This window comes from Myxococcus sp. SDU36 (assembly GCF_030168875.1).
Taxonomy (GTDB): Bacteria; Myxococcota; Myxococcia; order Myxococcales; family Myxococcaceae; genus Myxococcus; species Myxococcus vastator.
Window position 1 is genome coordinate 74,085 of sequence record NZ_CP077414.1, and the last position, 22,732, is coordinate 96,816.

The following is a 22,732-nucleotide window of genomic DNA, read 5'->3' on the forward strand; positions in this document are numbered from 1 at the left end:
AGAGGTTAGAATCCGTGGATGAACTCCAGCCCGTCCAGCCGGCCGCCCGTCGTCGTGGCGGAGCTGGGGCCCACGAACACAGGGAAGACGCACCGAGCCATCGAGCGCATGCTCGAACACGGCTCGGGCATCATGGGGTTGCCGCTCCGCCTGCTCGCCCGTGAGGTCTACGACCGGGTGACTGCTCGGGTGGGCGAGGGCCGCGTGGCGCTGATGACGGGGGAGGAGAAGCGCGTGCCCCCGCGCCCCGACTACTGGATTTGCACCGTCGAGGCGATGCCGACGGACAGGCCCGTCGACTTCCTCGCGGTGGATGAAATCCAGCTCGCCGCTCACCGCGAGCGCGGGCACGTCTTCACGGATCGGCTGCTCCACGCCCGGGGACGCAAGGAGACCTGGTTCCTGGGCGCGGACACGATGCGGCCCATGGTCCAGACGCTCATTCCCCATGCGTCGGTGAAGCGCGCCACCCGTCTGTCGCAGCTTCGGTATGCCGGGCATCGCTCCTTGAAGAGCCTCCCGCCACGGTCGGCGGTGGTCGCGTTCTCCGCGGACCGCGTCTATGAGCTGGCAGAATCGCTCCGGCGCCTCCGGGGCGGCGTGGCCGTGGTGCTGGGCGCGCTGTCTCCCCGGACGCGCAACGCCCAGGTGGCGATGTACCAGTCCGGAGAGGTGCAGTACCTGGTGGCCACGGATGCCATTGGCATGGGGCTGAACCTGGACCTCGACCACGTGGCCTTCGCCGCGCTGTCCAAGTTCGACGGCGCCGACCAGCGCGAGCTCTACCCGGACGAGCTGGCGCAAATCGCGGGCCGCGCCGGACGCCACTTGAACGACGGGAGCTTCGGCACGCTGAACACGCTGCCGGAGCTGTCGCCGCGGGTGGTCTCCGCCATCGAGACGCACCGCTTCCCGGCGGTCCGGAGCCTCATCTGGCGCAACGCCGCGCTCGACTTCTCGAGCCCGGAGGCCCTGCTGGATTCTTTGGCGCGCGCGCCGGGCCACACGGCCTTCATCCGGGTGGAGCGCGCGGATGACTTCGATGCGCTCAAGGACCTCTCGCGTGTTCCGGCCATCCAGGACGTGGCCACCGGGCCAGCCATGGTGGAGCTGCTGTGGCAGGTCTGCCAGATACCTGACTTCCGCAAGGGGCTCTTCGGCCAGCATGTCGCGTTGCTGCGTGAGACCTTCCTGCAGCTCACCGCGGGGGACGGGAAGCTGGACGCCGTCTGGCTGAACAGGCAGGTGGCGCCGCTCGACGACGTGTCCGGAGACCTCCACACGCTGATGGACCGGCTGGCGGCCATCCGCATCTGGACGTACATCAGCCATCGGCCGGGGTGGTTGCACGAGGCGGAGCACTGGCAGGAGCGGACGCGCGGCATCGAGGAGGCGCTGGGGGACGCGCTCCATGAGCGGCTCGTCGAGCGCTTCGTGCAGCGTGCCGCGAGGCGCAGCACACGTCGCTTCGTGAAGGCCACCGCGCGGCCTCCGTCCGGTGCGGCCAGCCCCTTCGCCAGGCTGGGGCAGCTGCTGGAGGCGCTGCCGGGCGCCGAGGGCTTCGCGATGACGGAGGAGCAGTTCGTCCAGCGGGTGGTGGACGCGGGCCATGACGCCTTCCAGGTGGATGCGACGGGCGCCATCTCCTTCGAAGGCGAGCCCCTGGCGCGCCTCGTTCGCGGGACGGACCGTCGCTCCCCATTGCTGGCGCTGGCGGAGCCGGAGGTCTGGACGGGCGGCGCGCGGCAGCGCCTGGAGCGGCGTCTGCTGGCGCTCGCGCGGGACCTCGTCACCGAGGCCATGGGCGGCTTTCCCGCCGAGTCCTTCTCCGGGGCGGGGCGCAACGCGGCGGCGCGTGGGCTCGCGTACCGCCTGTCCGAGGGCCTGGGCGTGATTGCGCGGGGCGAGGCGCATGAGCAGTGGCGGCTGTTGGATGAGGAGGCCCGCGCGCGCCTGACGGTGCAAGGCGTCTGCGAGGGACACCGCTTCGTCTACGTCGCCGAGGCCCTCGCCCCGCATGCGCTGGAGCGGCGCTGCATGCTGACGTCGTTGTTCCTCCAGCGGCCAGGTCCCGCCGGGGTGCCACGAGCGCCCGTGCTTCCGCTCTCCGAGCTGGACCGCCGGGACGCACGGGCCTACGGGTACGAGGTGCTCGGGAGCGTGGCCCTGCGCATCGACATCGTCGAGCGGCTGTGCGAGGCCCTGCGCCACCCGCACGGGGGCCGGCAGGTGCAGGCGCTCATGCAGGAACTCCGCCTGGAGGGGGGAGTCCGGGCGCGGGTGCTGCGCGAGCTGGGAGGCGCCACTGGAAACCCTCCGCCGCGGCGCCGCCGTCGTCGACGTGGCGGCCCCGCGCCCGCGGCTGGCAAGAGCGGCGCGCATCGGAAGGCGCCGGAGTTTCGGGACGGCCCCTCGGAATCATGAGGGGCTGGCGCCGGCCGCGATTTCGTCGAACATGAGGGCTCCTCACGGAATCGCAAACACCCGAGAACGCATCAGGCCTGCCCCACGAAGCGGCGCGCCCCCGCCAGCCTTCGAGCGCTGGTGGCGCTCATCCGGGAGCGGAGGCGAGGCCTTGCTCAGGGATTGACGGGACGGCGGCGCTCAGTCCGCTTCGTATTCATGCGGCTTCTTTCGCTTCGAGGGCATGAACGTCAGGGTGGCCGCATTGGCGCCGCTTCCAGCCGGCACGAAGACGTCAATGAAGTTCCCCGTCATCCCGTCGTAGCGCAGCACGCTGCTGTCCACGTTGTTGCTGACCAGCAGGTCGCCCACCTTCTTCTTCCGGACCTTCACCTTCACCGAATCCAGGCCCCACTGCTCGTTGGCCTCGCCTCGAGGCGGGTCCGCGAAGCGGAGTGTCAGCCGGTCTCCGGTGTGCCTGAAGGTGAAGGACAGGGGATAGATGGCGTCCCCACGGCTGCCGTAGCCGGACTCGTCCCGGTACCCGAGCTTGCCCTTCTTCGCGGCGCCGGTGAGGCCCGGGTGGCTGCCTTGGAGGTAGGGCTTCGGGTACGACTGCTCGTAGCGTGCGTCGAACGGCGCGTCGTCATTGGAGAAGGTGGCATCCAGCAGGACGGGACCGTCGTCCACGCTCGCGACCCAGCGGTCCGGCCCCTTCGTCGTGTCGTTACCGTCCCACGAATTGAGGACGAACAGCTCCAACTGGACCTCGACCTCGTCATGGTCTGGCAGGTCGGCCAGGCTGAGCGTGACTTCCTGCTCGCTGAAGGGCCCCAGGAACTTTCGTTCTCCCTTCGGCGTCCGGGACACGGTGCGGTGGCTCCACTCGGGGCCCGCGCCTCTTCCGAAGTTCTCTGAATAGACTTTCTTCTCCGTGTCCTTCCACTGCGCTTCGACGCTGTCCTGTTCGGCAGACTCCGACTCCTCCTGCTCCCCGAAGCTGTCTGCCTGCTCGCCGGGTCCTCCCATGCACCCAACCAACCACCACGCCGCGAGTGCTGCACAACCCAGCCGCCAACCCTTCATGAGCTGCCTCCCCTTTGACGCGAGGCCAGGGTGAGGGCACGGCGGAGGGGCTGCCATTGACAGGAGGGCTCCACGCGTCCGTGCGCAGGACGCTTCAATGCCCGGCAAGCCGGAGCCGGTATTCCGGGATGCGCCGCTTCATGCGCTGGGTGGGTCAGGCAGGGGCTCGGGCCCCGGGCCTACCCTCTGCGCCCGCTGAAGTCGGAGGCGAGCGTGTTCCGTTGCACGCGACAACGGCTTGCCGCCGGGGCATGGCGCGCTAGAGGGCATGCTCAGTCATCGAGCGTGCCCGTCTGGAGCGCGATGCGAGCCGTGCCCGCCATGTTCTCCGCGAGCGTCTGCACCGAGCCCGACACCTTCTGCGTCTCCTCGACGGTGCGCAGCGTATGTTGCATCTGCGCGGACAGCTCCTGGATGGCCTGGGCAATCTGGGAGGTGCCCGCGTCCTGCTGCGCCACCGCCGCGGAGATCTGCCGCACGCTGGTGCCGGTGTCGTCGATGATGGCCGTGAGCCGCTGGAGCTGGGCGCCGGAGACGCGCACCGCGTCCAGGCTCGCCTTCACGCGCTGCTCTCCCTGCTCACTCATCTTCGCGGTCTCCCGCATGCTCAGGCTCACGCCGTCGAGCACCTCGCGGATGCGGTGGGTCGCCAGGATGGACTGGTCGGCGAGGCTGCGGACCTCGCGCGACACGACGCCAAAGCCCCGGCCGTGCTCCCCGCTGCGCGCGGCCTCGATGGCGGCGTTGATGGCCAGCATGTTGGATTGGTCCGCCAGGCCCTTCACGGTGTCCACGATGCTGGAGATTTCACGGGTGCGCGTGTCCAGCGCGAGGATGCTGCTCGCCATCTCGGAGACCTCCTGACGGATGGCTTCCAGGTTGGTCAACGTGCGGGCGATGGCCGCGCCGCCATCGCGCCCCGCCTCCTCGGCGGTTTCAATGGAGCTCGCGAGCAGCCGCGCCTTGTCCGCCGTCACCAGGGAACCCTGCCGGATTTCCTGGACCGTCTGCTCCGCCTCCCGGAGCGCCGCGGCCTGCCGGCTGACACCCGCCGTCTGCACCTCGCTGGACGTGCGCAGCTGTTGCGCCACCGTGGCCAGCTCGCCGGCGCCGCTCCCCATGTCCTGGGCGAGCCGCTTCACCTCATGACGCCGCTCCTCGAGTTGACGCGTGTGCGACTCGAGCGCGCGCACCATCAACGCCGTGCGGCGGACGACGATGCCCACCAGCGAAAGCGTGAGCGCCAGGAAGCCCCAGTGCATGAGCGAGTCCGTGGACTCCACCAGGCCGAACACCGGCAGCGTGGTGTGGAGGACGACACCGAAGAACACGGCCAGGCCCATGGAGAAGATTCGCGCGTCGGGGTTGCCTCGCCACGCCGAGATACCCGCGATGATGACGCACGCGAGCAGGCAGGGCACCGAGTAGGCGACGAAGGGGCCGAGGTACCGCTGCGCCGTGCCCAGGTCGGTCATCGCGATGATGGCCTGAACGGCGGCCGGTACGCAGGTGGCCCAGGCGCTCCATCGAAACCAGCGCATCCGGTTCTCCAGGACGCTGTCGGAGATGAACCAGGCGAGCGCGGGCAGGATGCAGTACGAGCCCACCAGCGTGAGCTGGCTTCCCAGCAGATAGCCGCCCCAGAGCGCGGGAATCAGGCCGCTCGTGCCCAGCATCATGGCCGCTGAGCCGCTGGCGAAGAGCATGAGCGGCAGGAGCATCTGCGTCTGGCGCCGCGCCAGGGCGCCCACGGCGGCGGCACCGGCGATGATGAACAGCAGCAGGCCCATGAAAAAGGGCGCCAGCCCCGTGCGCGTCACCGTCGCGAGCAGTTGATGGTGCGCCCCCACCCGGGCCGCGCCGCCCACGCCGATGATGGGGCCGCTGCTCTGGATTCGCAGCAGCAGGCGCGTGCCCTCCACCGTGGGTGGCAGGGGAATGAGCCGCCACGCGAGGTTGTCTGTCTCCTCCGTGCCCGAGGGATTCAGCCGCCCGCTCGTGTAGACGCGCTGGCCGTTGGCGTAGACTTCGAAGGCATTGGCCACCGTGCCCAGGTAGAGCGCGGGCTCCAGCCACTGCTCCTGGGGGATGGGGATGCTCAGCCAAAGGAAGGTGTGCGCTCCCCGGCCCGGCGGCTCGCGGAGGGCCGCCACGGGCTTCCACGCCTGCTCATCCCCTGACTCCAGGGCCCAGGCTGGCACTTCGGCGGGGCCCGGCGGGGAGTCTCCCCAGCGGTACCGCCAGCCCTCATTCAAGTCGACGCTGGGCCGCCCTGTGTCCGCCCACGCGGAGGTGGAGAGTATCAGGAGGAACGGCAGCACCCAGCACCACGACGTGTTTCGTGAAGACAGGCGTGCGCCGGCAGGTGAGACAGGTGAAACACCGGGGGAGGCGTGAAGCGCCGGCGCGTGAGTCGGAGTGCGGAGGTGACGCATGGATGCGTCAATCCTCGGACGCGAGAGACGCTCTTGTAAAATGGGTCTGCTTCACCCCGCTCGGCCGCTCGACCTCCGCCTGTATGTTTCATCGACAGCCGGTGATTCCTGGGTGGGGATTAACCGGATTTTATGTTTCACGGGCTTCGTCGCCAGGACTCAGCGCGAGCCGCGCTTGACGCGGCCCACCGACCATTCGACGAGCTTCCGGGCCTGACGGTGAAGGGCCGTCTGTTTGAAGGCGCCGTTGAGCTTATCGGCGAGCTGGTGCCGCAGGGGCGGGGTGGCGATGTGCTCTTCCAGCTCCCGGACGCGCTGTTCCAGTTCGTGGAGGCGTTGCGCCTGGACTGGGTGTGACGTCTCGTTGACGAGGTGTCGCACCGGAGGCGGCGAAGGTCGGCGGGCGATGAGGTCGGCGTTGTCGCCCTTGCGCAGGACGAAGTTGAGCGTGTTCCGGGTGAACGCCAGGGGCACGCGAGCGCCGCTCCTCTCCACGTACAAACGCAGCAGCTCTTCGTCGAGTGTGACGGGGAACATGTCGAGCACCTCCGGCTCGAAGCCCGTCCCCACCAGCACGGGGTCGATGTCCCCCAGCGCCAGCTCGAGCTCATGGTGGCTGACGCCCAGGCCCCATCGGGTCAGCAGCATGGGGGCGTCTTCGGCGGACACCTGCGCCATGGCCTCGCGGAAGTTCTCACGAGGGGAGCGCGAGGCGTACGGCCACCCGAGCTCCGGCGGCAGGAAGTGGAAGAACGGCATCAGGGACGTGTGCGCGTCGAAGTACACGAGCCGGTTGGGCGTATCCACGACGACGAGCAGTCCTCCCGGCCGCAGCAACTCCCATCCGGTGCGGAGCGTCTCCAGGCGCTCGGCGGGCGTCTGATGTTCGAGCACCGCGTACAGCACGAAGACGTCAGCGCCGTTGGGATTCTCCTGCTTCAGGGTCTCCAGCAACCGCGCGGGCTCCACGACGCTCATGGCGACGTTGCGCAATCCCAGGGCCTTCATGCGGCTTTCGGCCGCGCGCACGGAGGGCGTGTGGATGTCGTACCCCGTGACATGGCGGGCGACCTGGGCGAAGGCCGCGGTGCTGGAGCCCGTGCCGCAGCCCAGCTCGACGATGTCCGCCTTGCCCAACTGCGCGTACCTCGCGAGCCAGGGCAGCACGTGGTCAACGCACCGGTTGTACCGGCCATCCACGTGGTCCGCGACGTCCGATTGCCCCGCCGGCGTCTTGAGAAAGCCCTGGTCGAAGTCCGCGAAGTAGGATTGCAGCAGGGCCTCTTTCACGCCCGCCAGGAGCGTGGGGTCCTCCATCCTGTAAGCCTCGAAGCCCGTTGCCATGCCTCATTCTCCTCGCGATTGGGGGGGGGAGCGAACCTGCGGGCACGGAAGGTACCAACCGAGGCCGCTCCGGGCGAGCAAGGGCGCGAGGGAATGGTGGCTTAATGGCGAACCGGCGCGCCGCTGCTGGGGCGGATGTTCTGGTTCACGCGGAAAAGGTTGTCCGGGTCGTAGCGGTCCTTCACCTCCACCAGCCTGGCGTAGTTGTCCTGGTACGTCGCCTGGACGCGTTCCTGGCCCTCGTCCATGAGGAAGTTCACGTAGGCGCCGCCCGCGGAGTAGGGATGCAGGGCTTCCCAATAGTCCTTCGTCCAGGAGGTGATGTCCCCGGCCTTGGCGGGAGAGGGGTCCACTCCGACGATGACCTCCGCCCACCGCGCGTCCCGGAAGCTGAAGGCGGTGTCGCCTGGCGCCACCCGGTGCGCCGCTCCGTCGATGGGATAGAGGTGCATGGTGGAGTGCATCGTGGGCAGGCGGTGGGCGAACGCCACGTGCCGGGAGATGGCTTCGTCCCCCAGCTCCCGCACGAAGTCCGCGCGCCAGTACCACTGGAGGCCCGGCGGATAGAGTGCATCGAACATGCTCTGCAGCGCGGGGTAGGGCAGGGTCTGCACGCCGTCGAGCGCGGGGCCCATGGTGCGCACGGGCTTGAAGAGCGCGTCGGCCTGGGCCGGGTCTCCGGTGTAGCACCACACCACCGCGCACATCTTCTGCAAGTGCAGGTGGGGCGGGAAGGGCGCCGCGGGCGGGACGACCATGAAGGCGAAGAAGCCGGTGAGTGTCTCGGGCGCGGTGGCGATGAACTCGCGGTACCACCGCATCACCTCCTCGGCGCGCTCCAGGGGCCAGAGCGTCGGGCCTCCCAGGAGGGTGTCCACCGGGTGGGCCTGGAAGAGGAAGGACGTGACGACGCCGAAGTTGCCGCCGCCGCCGCGCACGGCCCAGAACAGGTCCGGGTGCTGCGCGGCGTTCGCGGTGACGAAGCGCCCGTCCGCCAGCACCATGTCCACGGCGAGCAGGCTGTCGATGGTGAGGCCGTAGCGGCGCGTGAGGTGGCCCAGGCCGCCCCCCAGGGTGAGGCCGCCCACGCCCGTGGTGGAGATGATTCCCGAGGGAACGGCGAGCCCGAGGGCGTGCGTGGCATGGTCCACCTCGCCCCAGACGCTTCCTCCCGCCACACGCACGGTGCCCGATTCGGGGGCGACCCGGACGCCGCGCATGAGCGACAGGTCGACGACGAGCCCCCCGTCGCAGGTGCCCAGGCCGGCACCGTTGTGCCCACCCCCGCGGACCGCGAGCATGAGGCCCTGCTCGCGCGCGAACTCCACCGCCGCGAGGACGTCCGCCACGTCGGCGCACCGGGCAATCAGCGCCGGCCGCTTGTGAATCATGGCGTTGTAGACGCGGCAGCACTCCTCGTAGTCCGCGTCCTCGGGGCGCACGAGCCGGCCGCGCAAGCGGGCCCGTAGCTGCTCGACCCGGCCTGGGGGCAGCCCGGGCGGTCGTCCTTCGCCTGTTCGCGCAGACTCACTTCGAGGGTCCAGGGGCATGGCTTTCTCCTCCGTGGGGCCGGTGATGGGAAAGGCCCCCTACAGCCAAGCTAGGGACGCCTGGCGAGCGCGGAGGAGCGCTCACAGCAGGGGGGCGGGAGGGGGCGCCCAGGCACGCGTTGGCGGATGGGCGCGGACGTGGCGCCTGGCAGGCCTGATAGGGGAGAGGGGGCTGACAATGCGCAGTGTCGGTTCCGCCACGGGCTCATGCGCTGGGCGAAGGGGATTGTGCCGGGGCCGTGTCCCGGGTGATGAATCCGGAATGCGCCTGCGTTCGTGGTGGTGGGTCCTGGTCCTGCTCACGGTGTCCTGCGCGGGGCGGCGGTCCTCGCCGGAGGCCGCGGTGGTGCGAGACGGGCGGTCCGAACTCTTCCGGGCCCGCGGTGACGCGGCCACCGAGACGAAGCAATGGGCCCTGGCGGCCGGCTACTTCGCGGCCGCGAGACGGAGGACTCACCCACGGCGCGCTGGGGCCAGGTGTGGGCGGAGAAGCGCGCCTCGTTGCTCGAGTGGGCGAAGCAGTTCGAGGGTTCGGTGCTGGCGCTGGCCTTCTCGCCCGACGGCAGGCTGCTGGCGTCGGGAGGGTATGACGCGGTCGTGCGCGTCTGGGACGTGGAGGCCGGAGCGCAGGTGGCGGAGCTGAAGGGCCACGACGCCGAGCTCCATGCCCTCGCGTTCTCGCCGGATGGTCGCTGGCTGGCCGCCGCTGGCAGGCCCGGCGCGCTCTGGCTCTGGGACTGGAAGCAGGGCCGCAGGGTGGCCTTGCTGTCCGGGCACACGGATGTCGTGCGGGGCCTGGCCTTCTCCCCGGAGGGTGAATGGCTGGCGAGTGGTGGCCTGGACCAGACGGTTCGTGTCTGGCGTCTCCGTGACGGCGCGGAGGTGCTCCGGTTCACGCATGACGACATCGTCATCGCGGTGGCCTTCTCCCCCGACGGAGCACGGCTCGTGTCGTCAAGCACGGACCGGACCGCGCGGGTGTGGGACCTGACGGCGCGGCGCGAGCTGCACCGGCTGACGGGGCACGGGGACGTGGTGGCGTCCTGCGCGTTCTCCGCGGATGGCGAGCGGGTGATGACCGCGTCCGCGGACCGGGCCATTCGTTTCTGGGATGCCCGGACCGGCGCGCTGCTCGACGTGCAGCGCAACACGGGGGCGCTTTCGGCCGTGGCCATCGACGCCGGTTTCCGGCAGCTCGTGCAGGCGGGCTGGGAGGGACGCGTGCAGCGTGTGGACGTGCGCGGCGGTGGCGAGGTCCTGGAGCGATTGGATGCGCACCGGACCTTCGTGATGGCCGTGGCCCTGTCCCCGGACGGACGCACGTTCGCTTCTGGTGGCATGGACGGCGTGCTCAAGGTCTGGTCCCGGCCCGAGCGACCTCCGGATGTCCTGCTGCGGGAGCTGCCCGTCTGGCCTGAGGTGCTGGCCTCCGTGGGGCCAGGTGCTTTCGTGTCGGGTGGGGAGGACGGCCTGCGGAGCTGGTCGGTGTCGTCCAGCGGCGAGCTCCACTCCCGCCTGGAGGCACCTGACGCGGTGGGGGCCGTGGCCGTGAGCGCGGACCGGCGGTTGCTCGCGGCCGGGGTGGCGCGGGACGTCGTGCTTTGGGCTGTCCCCTCCGCGACCCAGGTGGCCCGGCTGACAGGGCACACCGGGAAGCCGTGGGCATTGGCGTTCGATGCCACGGGGCAAAGGCTGGCTTCCGGCTCAGCGGACCACACGGTGCGGGTCTGGGACGTGGCGCGGGGCGCGGTGTCGCGCGTCCTGGAGGCGGGCGACAGGGTCCGCGCCGTCGCGTTCCTGGCGTCCGGGGAGCTGCTGACCGCGGGAATGCGTCAGCCCATCCGGCTCTGGAATCCGGAGGACGGCCGCGTGCGGACGTCGATGGATGTGCGCACGGTGGGCGTCTTGTCGCTCGCGGTGGCGCCCCAGGGGGCGCTCGTGGCGTCCGGCGGAATGGGGGGCGAGGTGAAAATCTGGCGGCTTCCTGACGGGGCCCTCATGGGGGAGGTATCTGGGCAGCAGGGGTTCGTCTCCGCCGTGGCCTTCACTTCCGACGGAGCGTGGCTGGCGGCGGCGGCCTCCGACCGGACGTTCCACCTGTTGCGCTTCGAGGACTTCGCCCACCCGCCGCCCGTGGAGCTGGACCTGGCGCGGGTGCTGCGGCGACATGGAATGTCCTGGGATGACTCGCGGCGCGTGTTCACCCTCCACTGACGCGGCGGGGCGTCTGGATTTGGCGCCCCCGCCGCTGAAGCGTCACGGAATGGCTACCACTTCTCGATGGAGGTGACAGACAGCGGGTAGAAGGGGCCCACGAAGTTGCCGTCCGACGTGCAGGGGCGCTCCGTGATGTCCAGCAGGCTGGCGGCGTAGTAACCCCAGGTGGAGCCGTTGCCCTTCTCGTAGAACTCGTGGCCGTTGGGGAGCACGACCTTCCAGACGAAGTCGAAGTGCTCGTACCACTTGGGCGACGTGCGGTTGGAGATGATGCTCGTCACCGTGGTGCTCCACGTGTACGGCGCGGACGCGGAGACTTCGAGGGTCTGCGTGTTCTCCCAGTCGAACGGGACGAAGCTGTCGAGGCCCCCCCAGCCGTGGATGAGATAGACGGAGGTGCCCCAGGGCAGGGCGTAGTTCCGGTAGTTCAGCTCGAGCTGGGCCTCGTAGGAGCTGGCATAGACACAGGCGTGGAGCACGGCGCGGCCCTGGACCCACGTCTCAGCGGCGAGCGCGGTCGAGGACATGAAGAACACAAGGAGGGCGAGCACTTTTCGCGAGAAAAAGGTCATGGTGGTTACTCTGGGTTGGGGGTGAATCCGACGACTCCTGTCTCTACCATGATGGCAGGCCTGGACACACGTCATGTGCCCAGCGCATGGTTCGCCGTGCTTCCGATTGTCGGGTGTCACATCTGAAACATCCTCCTCGCGGAGGAGGTTCATTCCAGAGGGCGTGCCCACATGTCTCGATTCGCACCATCCACCCTGGCGCGTTGTGGCGTGCTGACCGCACTCCTGCTGGTCCTGGCCTGTGGTGATGAGGGCACCGCGCCTCCGGGTGGCGGTCCGGATGCGGGCGGGCCTGCCTCGGATGCGGGCGTGGACGCTGGGACGCCGCCCATCGAGGTGCTCGCGGTGCCCCGCGAGGACGTGACGCTCGGCGGCCGGCCCTATGCGGCCTATCAGCGCCCGGGAGACACCTTCCGCATCGTCTGTGAGCAGCCTTGCCCGCTGGAGGAGACGTACATCTTCGCGCGCTACGCGGGCTTCCTGGCCGTGAAGGACGAGCTGCTGTCGCTCACGGGCGTGGACGTGCTGCCGCTCATGACTCCCGTGGACCTCCACTTGGCGTCGGACAGTGTCTGCGGGACGCCTGGCACGTTGGCGGGCGCCGCGTTCATGAACCGCACGGGCCTGGCGCCAGGGCCCGGGTCGAATGTCTGTCTGTGGGATTGGGAGGCCTCGCGGGCGCCTCCGCCTCAGGTCCCGCGCCCGCTCACGGTGGAGGCCGCGCTGGCTCGCGACAGCCAGGTGCTGCTCGCCCATGAGTACGCACACGTCGTGTTCTTCCTGCGCCAGGAGTTGTCACACGAGTGGTTCGTCCGCGCCATCTCGTACCGTGTCGGCGGGCAGGCGGAGTCCCTGTGTGATTCGGTGAACGCGCTTCATGCGCCCACCGCCTGGAATCTCTGTCAACGGAACGGGCTGGACTACCCGCAGTTGGCGGAGAGCGTGCGCCGCATCGACGCGCTCTGGGCCAGCGGCCAGGGCGTGGAGGTGCTCTTCGAAGGCGTGCCGAAGACGACGTCCGTGTACCAGTACCGGCGCATCCTGGATGCGCTGGCGGGCTCGGACACCTTCGAGGCACTGGCCAGTGCCGGAGAGCTGCTGCCGAACCAGTGTGGAGACTCCTCGCGCTTCATGCCCCCAGGCGGCACCGTGTCGCTGTATGGCGGCCGGGTGCAGTGGAGCCTTCCCGCGGGAGCGGTGACCGAGGCGCTTCAGGTGGAGCCAGGAAGCTGGCGCTCCGGCATGGTGGTGCCGGCGGCGTGGAACGACTTCCAATCAGCCAACAACTACGCCTTCTTGCCCAGCGGCTTCCTGCTCCAGCGGCCCGCGCGGCTGACGATTCGCTACGAGCCGGCCCTCATCCCGGCGGGGGGAGACGAAGCCTCCCTCACGCTCTACTGGAAGCCCGAGGACGCCGCCGCGCAGGCGGTTCCCGGGGCGCTGGTGGACACGGAGGCGAACACCGTCAGCGCCTCCGTGTCACGGCTCGGCCGCTACATCGTCGCCCCTCGCTGACCGTCACGGGAGGGCGTCGGGGCTCAGCGGGGAGCGGGTCAAAGCCACCGGCGGGTGTGCCGCGCATAGCGCTGGTAGGCCTCTCCGAACCGGGCCCGCATCATCTCCTCCTCGAACGCGATGTACCAGCGGTCGGAGATGACGAGATAGGCCACCGCGCACAGTACCGGCGCGAGAGAGCCCAGGAAGACGGCGAGGCCCGTCAGCGCCAGGCAGAAGCCCAGGTACATGGGGTTTCGCGTGAAGCGGAACAGTCCATCCGTGACCAGGTGGTCGGGCTGGCTGAAGGTGTAGATGTTGGTGCGTGCGCGTGCGAACTGGGCCCGTGCGGCCACGGCGACGCCGAGGCCCAGGACGACCAATGGCAGGCCCAGCCTTTGATATGCGGGAGGCACCAGCTCGGGGCCGGGAAGAAAGCTGTCGAAGGCGGCCATCAATGCAGACAGGATGAGCGCGAGACGCGGCGGAAGGAGTCTTTGCATGCCTCGCAATGTAGAAACCGCGGTTGCCGCTCGAAACGCGCGTTCTCGCCAGCCCGCCAAGGGTCCCGAGTCTCCTCGGAAGGAGCCTCGACAGGGGCGCTCCAAGCACATGGTCGACGTCATCCTGGAGGCGGCGGCTCGCCGGACGCCGCGCCCGGGTGTCCGCGCTTACGTTCCGCGGACTCCAGCGCCATGAGCGCGCGGAGGCCCGTCCGAAGCCGCTGGTAGATGTCCCGCTCGGTGACGCCCAGCCGGACGACGTTGGAGACGTCATGGATGCCTTCATGCGCTTCGGAGTGTTCGCCGTGCAGGCCCCGCACCGCGAGCCCCAGGCGGGCGCACCGCGCGCGGAAGTCCGGCCGACGTGACAGGCGGGGCAGGCGGATGAGGACGGAGGCGCGCATGGCGGTGCCCAGGTTGGTGGGGCACGCCGTGAGGAAGCCCAGCCGTGAGTCCCGCGCGAAGTCGAGCTGCCCGTCGAGCTGCTCGAGCGCCGTCTGGAGCCGCAGGAAGGTCTGCGCCAGCCTCGCGCCGGGCTGCATACTGATGATGCGCAGGGCGTCTTCCTCCCCGACCCAGACGATGAAGCGCAGGTCCGCGGAGTGGAAGATGCCGCGGTTGCGCGGCCAGTCGCGGTTGACGCCCGCGCTGTCCAGGAAGCGGTCCGACTGCTGGAACAGGACGTGGTGGTGCACCAGCTCCCGCCGCTCCGCCTCGGAGAGGCTGGCCAGGGGATGGTAGTCGCCCGCGAGGTGGCCCCGCAGGCCGGAGAGGACCTGGACGACCTCGGCTTCCAGTGCGGCCCTGTCCCTGGTGCCAATGGCTGGAGGAAAGGCGTACCGGGCCAGGTTCCGTCCGACGCGGACCCGCGTGGAGAGGATGAACTCGCCCGTGGGGTCCAGGTCATCCTGAGGCAGCCCGTCGAGTGAGAAGTCACTCGTGTGTCCGCTCAGGTCATGGCCACAGTGGTCCTGGATGATGGGATGCAGCAGCGGGGAGAAGAGCGCGTAGGACTCGCTGTCACCCGCGTAGACCCCCACCTGGGAGTCCTCGTGGTCCAGGCCGCTCTGGATGGCCTTCCGGAGCGTCCATCCGTTGCCTGTCGTCAGCCGTCCGAGCCGGGACTTCAGCTCGGGAGTGAGGTGCTTGTGGAGCAGCATCGCTCCGTGGCTTGAGCACGACACATGCCACGGTGGTTGCTGCTCACATGGATGTGATTTCCGATGTTTGGCAATGGCGGCGCCGCGTGGCACGCGACGCTGACACGTCAGCCGGAGAGATGACACGTCAGCGTCAGCGCGTCGGACACCAGGGCGGTGCCGGCCCCTGGGGCCGCTTTGAGGGGCGTTCGCCGCGGGCTACCGGGCAGGGGGTTGTTGCAGCCGGGGCGGCAGGTGCGGGCCGAACTCGACGGTGTCTGCCTCCGGGAGCGGCACCGGGGCGTGCTTCAGTGACGGGACCCCTGCCCAGCGCCGCACGATGTCCTGGGCCTGGACCCGCAAGGTGGTGGGGAGCTGGTTGATGGCGCTTCCGTGGTTGCCGCCCGGAACGGTGAATACGAAGGAGTCCTGCGCGTTGCCGAGCGGGAACGCCGCCGCTGTCCACGGGTCCAGGTCGCCATAGATGAACATCACCCGCTGGCCATGCGCCACGAGCCAGGCCTCGATGTCCTGCATGGCCTGGGGCCGGAACACGACGGGCACGCCGGGCGTCGAGTACACCGGCGCGATGTTGGTGCCGGGGTACTGGATGAGGTCGCCCAGGTGCGCCTCGTAGGGCTTGGGCCAGCCCAGCTCCAGGCTCGCCTGGTAGTAGTAGGGGTAGTACGGGGTGATGCCGGAGTTGCTGTTGTCGGAAAACGTGGCGAGGCCCACCGCCCAGTCAATCATGTCCAGCAGGTGCCCACTCGACGCCGTGTCATCCGGGAACGCGTCGCAGTACTGGGGGACGGAGTACTGCCAGAAGGCGAAGTACGTCTCGATGACGGCGTGCTCCAGGGCCCGCTCGAAGCCGAGCTGGTTGTAGGTGAGCCCCCGGTTCGCGGCGTAGGTCCGGAGCAGCGTCACCAACTCCTCGCGGCGGTTCAGCGCGGCGCGCTGGAAGGTGTGGAGTTGTTCTCGGCACCACGCCAGCTCCGGGCCTCCCACGGTGGCCTGGAAGTCGGGGAAGCGCGCATCTTCGCCGAGCACGAGCGGCGCCACATAGGCCACCGTCGCGTCCACGTCCTCGGGGTGGAACCGGCGGTAGAACACCATGGTCTCTCCGCCCTTGCTGACGCCCGTGGACACCCAGGACGCGGAATAGATTGGCTTGAGGGCCTGGGCGACCCGGTGGAAGTCGTCCGCCGACTGCTTGATGGTGAGCTGGCTCCAGTCCGCGGGCTCCGGACGGCTGGGCAGGAAGAAGCGGTGCTCGATGGAGAGCTGATTGGCGGCCAGCAACGTCGTCAGCTCGCGGCGGCCCGCGCTCAGGGAGACGTAGTAGCCGCTCGTGTAGAAGACCACGGGCGCCGTGACGGAACGGTGCAGCAGGACCAATCGCTGCTTGAAGCGCTGGCACTCGGGGCGTGCGTGGTCAGCGGGCTGGTCGTACTCCATGACGAAGAAGCGGTGACCCGCGGGGACCGTGACGCCGTTGGGGTTCTCCGTGACGGTGAGGCCGGGAATGGCTCGCAGCCGGTCCAGGATGTCCGCGGTCGGGTCCTGGACGACGGTCGGGTCGCCCGGGTTCGAGACGCCGCCATCCGGCGACCCGAACGGGCACTCTGGTGGCTCCGTGCCTCCGTCTCCGCTGCCCCCGTCCGTCGGGTCCGAACCCCCGTCCTCCTCACCCGTGCCCGCGTCGTCCGGCTCGGTGCCGGCATCGTCGGTGCCCGCGTCGTCTGGCTCGGTGCCGGCGTCGTCGGTGCCCGCGTCGTCCGGCACGGTGCCGGCGTCGTCGGTGCCCGCGTCGTCAGGCTCGGTGCCGGCGTCGCCGGTGCCCGCGTCGTCCGTACCTGCGTCGTCCGTACCCGCGTCGTCCGGCTCGGTGCCTGCGTCGTCCGTACCCGCGTCGTCCGGCTCGGTGCCCGCGTCGTCGGTGCCCGCGTCGGGCGTCTGGGTGCCTGCGTCATGGCTGGGCTCGGGCGTGTCGTCGCCACAGGCCGGCTGGGTCAGGATCAGCAGCAGCGGAAGTAGAAGCAGGATGGAGTGGGACAACCTTCTTGATCGGAGCATGAACCCCTCTGTCGATGGACGCGGTGCCGCAGATGCCATGGCCGCGAGACAGTAGCGCATCGGTCTGCCGTCGCCGTGCCTCGTCGTGGTGCGGGTACCAGTCCCCGCGTGCCGCTGGAGATTTCCAGGCGGAGCGCTGTCTGCCTTCACGCTCGCAGGGGCGCTTGCCGCCATCCGAGCACGCGCGATGTAATGCGTGAATGCCCCATCGCGTGACCTTCGCCGTTGACGCCGTGAAGCCCGCCGTCCTGTCCTTGGAAGAGGTCGGGCTCACCGAGGCCCTGCGCGGGCGGCTCGACGCCAAGGTGCTCGGTGCCTCCCATCGCGAGGCGCGGTTCGTGCGTCCCGAGGCGACCCATCCACTGCTCTCCGCGGTGCATCTGGCCTTCAGCGGGCACCGCCCGTTGGTGCTGTCTCCGGACATCCTCTGGATCACCATTGCCCAGGGGCTGGCCCTGCACATCACCCGCAACGCGGAGGCGCTGCGATTTGACCTGGTGCGCCACCAGGGGCGAAAGCAGCTGATGGTGACACGCGACGCGTCCCAGACGGACCTCGCATCGGATGACTTCTGGTCCGGCGTCGTGGACGACTTCTCCGGGATGATTCAAGGGCACTCTCCCGCGCTGCACGACCTGATGGTGTGCGACTTCTCCACGACTGGGCCGGTGGAGCGCGTGGTCAGTCAAATCGTGCTGATGGATGCGATGCGGGAGTACTTCGACTACGTGATGATGTGCATCTGCGGCATCCCCACCATCACGATCGAGGGGACGCCGGAGGACTGGCGCGAGCTGCGGGACAAGGTCGGACAGCTTCCTCGGTACGGCATGGAAACCTGGGCCCGGCACCTGCTGCCGCTGTGCGACCAGTTCATCCGGGCTTCCGAGGGACGGGAGGACCGCGAGTTCTGGCGAGCCATCTACAAGCTGCACCACGCCTATGGCAGCGATACCTTCAATGGCTGGATTGGCAAGCTGTTCCCCTTCCTTCGAAATTATTCGACGGGCGAGTATGACTTTCCCAATCCGATGCTGGAGGCCCAGGCGCTGGGCAAGCCCGACGCCACGGAGAAGGGCGACACCCTGTCCAGTGACAGATTGCCCACCGGGCTGTCCCGGGTGTCGCTCCTGCTCGCAGTGGCCACCGATGCAGGGATGGTGAAGGCACGGATGGCCGTGACAGCGGGCTTCATGGGGACGCTCCAGTCCGCGGAGACGCTGGCGCTGCGGCCGGTGCCGGGCTGGGTGGTCCACGAGGACCTGGGGCTGGATGCGATGCTCCGGCGCGTCGAGGCCGAGCACCGCATGGCCGAGCCCCTCCCGGAGGACCGTCACAGCGAGTGGCGCGACCTGTGGGGCGACGGTGGAATCCCAGCGGACATCAGCCAGTTCTACGCCGCATGCGACGGCGCGTCGCTCTTCGGTCAGGGGGACGCGGCCGTGTACCGCATCCGCCCGTCGGGGGCGCTGGAGTTCCACGACGGGACGCGCTGGAACAAGACCCACTCGCGTGACTCGGAATCCCGCGGCTGCCCACACGGCTGGACGCGCTTCTGTGACGTGGGCGAGCACGGCTTCCTGGCCTACCGTTTCAACCATCAGCAGCCTGGGAAGCTCCCGCTCTACTGGGTGGAAAGCGCTCAGTCGCGGACCGGCGTGTGCGTCGCCGAATCGCTGACGGAGTTCCTTCACAAGGCGCTCAATTCGCAGGGGCGCGCCTACTTCCAGGAGCCGGGCTTCACGCCGGGAGAGGTCGAGGAGTTGTGGTGCTGATTCCCGTGGGAGGGATTACTCCCGCCGGAGCAGGACCGTGGCGGTGCCGGCGATGGCCTCGCGTGGCTTGCCCAGGGCGAGCCCCCGAAGGACCTTGTTGATGCACCGCGCGAGCGGGATGGGCTGGGGCGGGTGCATGCGAGCCCCGAGGACGACGCCTTCGGGGGAGTAGACCAGGGCGTAGGTGTCCTGACGGCACGCGGCGTCCTCGCCGTTTCGCGCGTAGCAGCTGTCGAGCGCGGGTATGCGCCCTTCGATGGACTCGGCGACCCAGCCGTCACTGTACCCGCGGGGCGCAAGCGGGGCGGCGCCGTTCTCCGTCAGGCTGGGCAGCTCGACGACCTGGAGGCGGGCGAGCTCCTCCGCGGGCGTCATCCCCGAGGCCGTCAGGACGAGCCCGCCCGTCGCGGCGAGGCCTACCGCCAGCGCGCTGGCGACCATGAGGACGGTCTGCAGGCGGGAGCGCGGGTGCGGCGGGGGGACGTGTTCCTCTGCGACGAGGACGTGCTGCGCGGCGGGCGTGTGCGGTGTGGCGGCGTGCTCCGCCGCGACAGGCGTTGGGGGCAGCGGTGCTGGGATCGCGGGCGCCGGGGGGGCGGCGCGAACCCAGGGCTCAAGCGCCTGGGCCAGCTCGTGGGCGTCCGCGTAGCGCGCGGCCGGGTCCTTCGCCAGCGTGCGCTCCACCACCTGGGAGAAACCATCCGGCACGTCGGTGCGCACGCCGCTGAGCGGGGCGGGCACATTGTGGAGAACGGCGGAGAGCAGGGCCACGTTGTCCGCCACGTCGATGGGCCGCTGTCCCGTCACCAGGTGATACAGGCAGGCGCCCAGCGAGTAGATGTCCGCGCGTCCGTCGACAGGGCGGCAGCGGATCTGCTCCGGGGCCATGTACGACGGCGTGCCGACCCAGGCGCCGGACTCCGTGCCCAGCGCGGTGGCGTCGTCTTCGTGCATGAGCCGCGCGACGCCGAAGTCCAGCAGCTTCACCCGGAGGGCCTCGGTCCCCGTGTCGACCAGGAAGAGGTTGTCGGGCTTGATGTCGCGGTGGATGACGCCGGCCTGATGTGCCGCCACCAGCGCGGTCGCCACCTGGTGGGCAATGGCCGCCGCGCGCTCCACGGGCAGGGGGCCTTCCTTCTTCATCAGCGACTTCAGCGTCTGGCCCTGCAGCAGCTCCATCACAAGGAAGGGCGGCTCATCCGGGGCCTCGTGGAAGTCCATCACCTCGACGATGTTCGGGTGCTTCAAGCCCGCGGTGGCCTGGGCCTCGCGGCGGAAGCGCGCGTGCACGGCCGGCTCGCCGAGGAGGTGCTGCCGGAGCACCTTGACGGCCACGGTACGGCCTCCGTCGAGTTGCTCCGCCTCGTAGACGGTGCCCATCCCCCCCACGCCAATCCGCCGGAGCACTCGATACTTCTGCCCCAGCACTGTTTCGACCAAGGATGAGCGACTCATGACGCAACGTGTATACCCGAGCCTGATGAAGAACGTTGGCGTCGATCCTCCCGATGACGGATGCAGTCGCCGTTGAATTCGCGGAAGGCCCTTCGCTCAGCGACCTACCGGGATTGTAATTGTTTCAAGAGTTTCGCGGAGCTGTTTCACCCGGGGTCATGGTGACCTCTCCCAGGTGGGACGGACCCCATCCAGCCAGGGGCGCAGCATCTTCCCGACGACCTCTCAAGGCGTGGGCTTTTTCGCTTTCTGAGACGGGATTCGCGTGTGGATTCCTGGGCTTGGCGGTGTTCGAGCGTCGCGTGTGCCATTCGTGAACTGCACCGTTGACGTGAGGGCCCTTGCTCATTTCTATCGCCCCACGCACCTCGCAAGGGAGTCGTCGTGGCAGGACAGACCGTCGAAATGACCCAGGAGAACTTCGAGCGCATCACCCAGGGGGCGGGGGTGTGCGTGGTGGACTTCTGGGCGGAGTGGTGTGGCCCCTGCCGCGGCTTCGCGCCGACCTTCGAGGCCGCCGCGAAGGAGTTCCCGAACATCACCTTCGGCAAGCTCGATACGGAGGCGCAGGAAGAGGTCTCCGGCCGGCTGGAGATTCGCTCCCTTCCCACGCTGGTGGCCTTCAAGGATGGCGTCGAGGTCCGGCGTGCGTCGGGCGCGATGTCGGCCTCGGCGTTCGCGACCTGGCTGAGCAAGCTGGACTCCGTGGATCTGGCCGTCGAGCAGCAGCGGGCGGCGAACCGCAAGCTGACGGAGGAGGGGACGCCGCCGCCTGGCATCCCGCCCCACGCGGAATGGGACGCAGGCGACGCGGAGTGGTGCTTCGGCGACACCGACGAGGCGGGTGAGAAGCACGGCCCCTGGAAGTACTGGCGCGCCGACGGAACCCTCTGCAACGAGTGCATCTTCGTCCACGGCAAGCCCCACGGGCCCTTCAAGCGCTTCCATGAGAGCGGAGAGGTGTCCCAGGACGGCGCTTTCGAGCAGGGCAACCTGCACGGACCGCGCACCTGGTACGCGTCCGACCAGTTCACCACCGAGCGGATGCACGAGAATGGCGTCAGCGAGAAGGTCCGCCGCACGGTGATGGTCTACGCGCACGGCCGCGTGACGCAGGTGCTGCACTACAACGGCGACGGTGAGCGCGTGGTGCCCTCCACCGGCGCGCCGTACCCCACGCGGCCCGCGAACCTCCCGGAGAAGGCCGAGTACCGCGAGGACCAGGACCAGTGGGCGTCCGTGTCGCTCAACGCGAAGACCGAGCGGCATGGGCTGTGCCGGTTCTGGGACCGGGAGGGACAGCTCCTCTGGGAGGGCGAGTTCCGCGAGGGCAGCCGGCACGGGCGCTACCACTCCCGCGCCGTGGATGAGTACGCGGACGCTCGGGTGCGGTTCGACGAAGGGGAGATGGAGGACGACTTCGCGTGCGGCACGTGGAAGCTGCTGGATGCGGAGGGCAACGCCGTCGTTACCCGGGACCTGGGCGTCGTCCAGGACCACGAGGCGCTGGAGTCCTCGGAGGTGTTCACGAATCTGCCGAGGAGCGCCGCGGAATGGCGTGCGTTCGCCGAGCAGGCTCGGGCGGACCGGCGGTACCGGGAGGCGCTACTGGCCATGGCGCGAGCGAGCGCCGTGTCGCTGGATGCGGGCCCGCTGAAGGCGTGGCTGGAGGCGCTCACCCTGCCTCGCACGGAGGCGAGTGCTCGCGAGCATGCCGAAGGCGTGATGAACAGCGCCGGGGATGAGCGGGCGGCGCTGGCGGATGCGTTGATGCGTGGCGCGGAGGCCGCGACGTTGCTTCGGGGCTTCGCGGTGCTTCACGACCAGCAGGAGCGGCCCCGGGCGGCGTTGGATTTCATCCTGGCCGCGATGCTGCTCGCGCCGGAGCGCCCGGCGTACCTGTTCACCCGGAGCCTCATCCTGGCGAACCTGGGGCTGGGCGAGCAGATGCGGAAGGACGCGGAGGCGCTGGCGCCGTCGGAGCCGGATTCGTGGAAGTTCCTCTCGGCCTATGGGCGGGTGCTGTTCCCTCGCTTCGAGTTCTGGCCGGGGCGTGAGTCTGTTCACTGCACGTTCGACGAGGTCCCCGACGGGCCCACGAAGGACCTGGACGCGGTGCAGGCGGTGGTCCGCAAGTACGCCACGCGGCTCCAGTTGCTGCGCGCGGAGATTCTCTCCCGCTTCAAGTCCGGCGCGAACGTGCCCTGGCTGCCGCCCGATGTGGCGTCCCTGCTGCCGGACGGGCCCGTCGAGCTGGAGCAGACGGAGGTCGAGGACGCGGAGGGTGACTCGGTGGATATCGACGAGACGCTGTCCTTGAAGGGGCTGGGGCTGCCGGCCTTGTCCCGGGCGGTCCGTGGGGACTGGAGCGCGCTGACCTGGCTCTTGTGGGCGTGCGGGGAGGATGCGCTGCGGATGCCGGATGCGCTGACGCCTCCGGCGGACTTCGGTCACGCGGCGGGGCAGGCCACGCAGCGGCTGTGGCAGTGCCGAAACCGGCGGACCCGTGGTCGCATCGACCCGGACCTGCCAACGTTTGATTTCGAAGGGGTTGCCCTCCAGGAGTTGCATCCCAATCTGGCGGGGATTGCCGAAGAGCAGTACGCGGAGACACAGGCGATGTTCTTCTGGCTGACCGACGCGAACCATGTGTCGCCGTGGCAGAACAATCTGAGGGGGTAGT

General features: G+C 69.4%; 14 protein-coding genes. 5 read left to right on the forward strand and 9 right to left on the reverse strand.

All coding sequences use genetic code 11. From position 1 onward, the window contains the following. Positions 1-18 precede the first annotated feature (18 nt). Positions 19-2,424, forward strand: coding sequence for a helicase-related protein (locus tag KGD87_RS00345; RefSeq protein WP_284665599.1), 2,406 nt, complete (start codon positions 19-21; stop codon positions 2,422-2,424). 180 nt (positions 2,425-2,604) lie between these two features. On the opposite strand, the gene KGD87_RS00350 is transcribed toward KGD87_RS00345, so the two are convergent. The 4 genes from KGD87_RS00350 to KGD87_RS00365 form a co-directional block, all read right to left on the reverse strand. Next, on the reverse strand, positions 2,605-3,432 hold the full coding sequence (locus KGD87_RS00350; RefSeq protein ID WP_284665600.1) for a hypothetical protein: 828 nt from the start codon (positions 3,430-3,432) through the stop codon (positions 2,605-2,607). Between the two features lie 329 nt (positions 3,433-3,761). Then, positions 3,762-5,936: a methyl-accepting chemotaxis protein gene (locus KGD87_RS00355; RefSeq protein ID WP_502888053.1), complete on the reverse strand. Its 2,175-nt coding sequence runs from the start codon at positions 5,934-5,936 to the stop codon at positions 3,762-3,764. A gap of 147 nt (positions 5,937-6,083) precedes the next feature. After that, on the reverse strand, positions 6,084-7,268 hold the full coding sequence (locus KGD87_RS00360) for a class I SAM-dependent methyltransferase (protein WP_284665602.1): 1,185 nt from the start codon (positions 7,266-7,268) through the stop codon (positions 6,084-6,086). Between the two features lie 101 nt (positions 7,269-7,369). Continuing rightward, a complete protein-coding gene (locus KGD87_RS00365; protein WP_284665603.1) occupies positions 7,370-8,725 on the reverse strand; it encodes an FAD-binding oxidoreductase in 1,356 nt (451 codons plus the stop codon). Positions 8,726-9,226: 501 nt separating this feature from the next. Here KGD87_RS00365 and KGD87_RS00370 point away from each other — a divergent pair. Continuing rightward, positions 9,227-11,032, forward strand: coding sequence for a WD40 repeat domain-containing protein (locus KGD87_RS00370; protein WP_284665604.1), 1,806 nt, complete (start codon positions 9,227-9,229; stop codon positions 11,030-11,032). Between the two features lie 53 nt (positions 11,033-11,085). Here KGD87_RS00370 and KGD87_RS00375 read toward each other — a convergent pair whose 3' ends face one another. Further along, entirely contained in the window at positions 11,086-11,562 is a 477-nt protein-coding gene (locus KGD87_RS00375) for a hypothetical protein (protein WP_284665605.1), read from the reverse strand. A gap of 255 nt (positions 11,563-11,817) precedes the next feature. Here KGD87_RS00375 and KGD87_RS00380 point away from each other — a divergent pair, with 255 nt between their 5' ends. Continuing rightward, entirely contained in the window at positions 11,818-13,122 is a 1,305-nt protein-coding gene (locus KGD87_RS00380) for a hypothetical protein (protein WP_284665606.1), read from the forward strand. 38 nt (positions 13,123-13,160) lie between these two features. On the opposite strand, the gene KGD87_RS00385 is transcribed toward KGD87_RS00380, so the two are convergent. The 3 genes from KGD87_RS00385 to KGD87_RS00395 form a co-directional block, all read right to left on the reverse strand. Then, positions 13,161-13,604 carry a methyltransferase family protein gene (locus KGD87_RS00385; protein WP_284665607.1) on the reverse strand — a complete coding sequence of 148 codons (444 nt, stop codon included), beginning with the start codon at positions 13,602-13,604 and terminating at the stop codon, positions 13,161-13,163. A 119-nt stretch (positions 13,605-13,723) separates the two neighbouring features. Further along, entirely contained in the window at positions 13,724-14,764 is a 1,041-nt protein-coding gene (locus tag KGD87_RS00390; protein ID WP_284665608.1) for a phosphagen kinase, read from the reverse strand. A gap of 198 nt (positions 14,765-14,962) precedes the next feature. Then, on the reverse strand, positions 14,963-16,801 hold the full coding sequence (locus KGD87_RS00395) for a S28 family serine protease (protein WP_284665609.1): 1,839 nt from the start codon (positions 16,799-16,801) through the stop codon (positions 14,963-14,965). A gap of 218 nt (positions 16,802-17,019) precedes the next feature. On the opposite strand from KGD87_RS00395, the gene KGD87_RS00400 reads away from it, so the two are divergent. After that, on the forward strand, positions 17,020-18,594 hold the full coding sequence (locus KGD87_RS00400; protein WP_284665610.1) for a DUF4419 domain-containing protein: 1,575 nt from the start codon (positions 17,020-17,022) through the stop codon (positions 18,592-18,594). A gap of 15 nt (positions 18,595-18,609) precedes the next feature. On the opposite strand, the gene KGD87_RS00405 is transcribed toward KGD87_RS00400, so the two are convergent. Beyond that, a complete protein-coding gene (locus KGD87_RS00405) occupies positions 18,610-20,049 on the reverse strand; it encodes a serine/threonine-protein kinase (RefSeq protein ID WP_284665611.1) in 1,440 nt (479 codons plus the stop codon). 384 nt (positions 20,050-20,433) lie between these two features. Here KGD87_RS00405 and KGD87_RS00410 point away from each other — a divergent pair, with 384 nt between their 5' ends. After that, entirely contained in the window at positions 20,434-22,731 is a 2,298-nt protein-coding gene (locus KGD87_RS00410; RefSeq protein WP_284665612.1) for a thioredoxin domain-containing protein, read from the forward strand. Position 22,732: the final 1 nt, after the last annotated feature.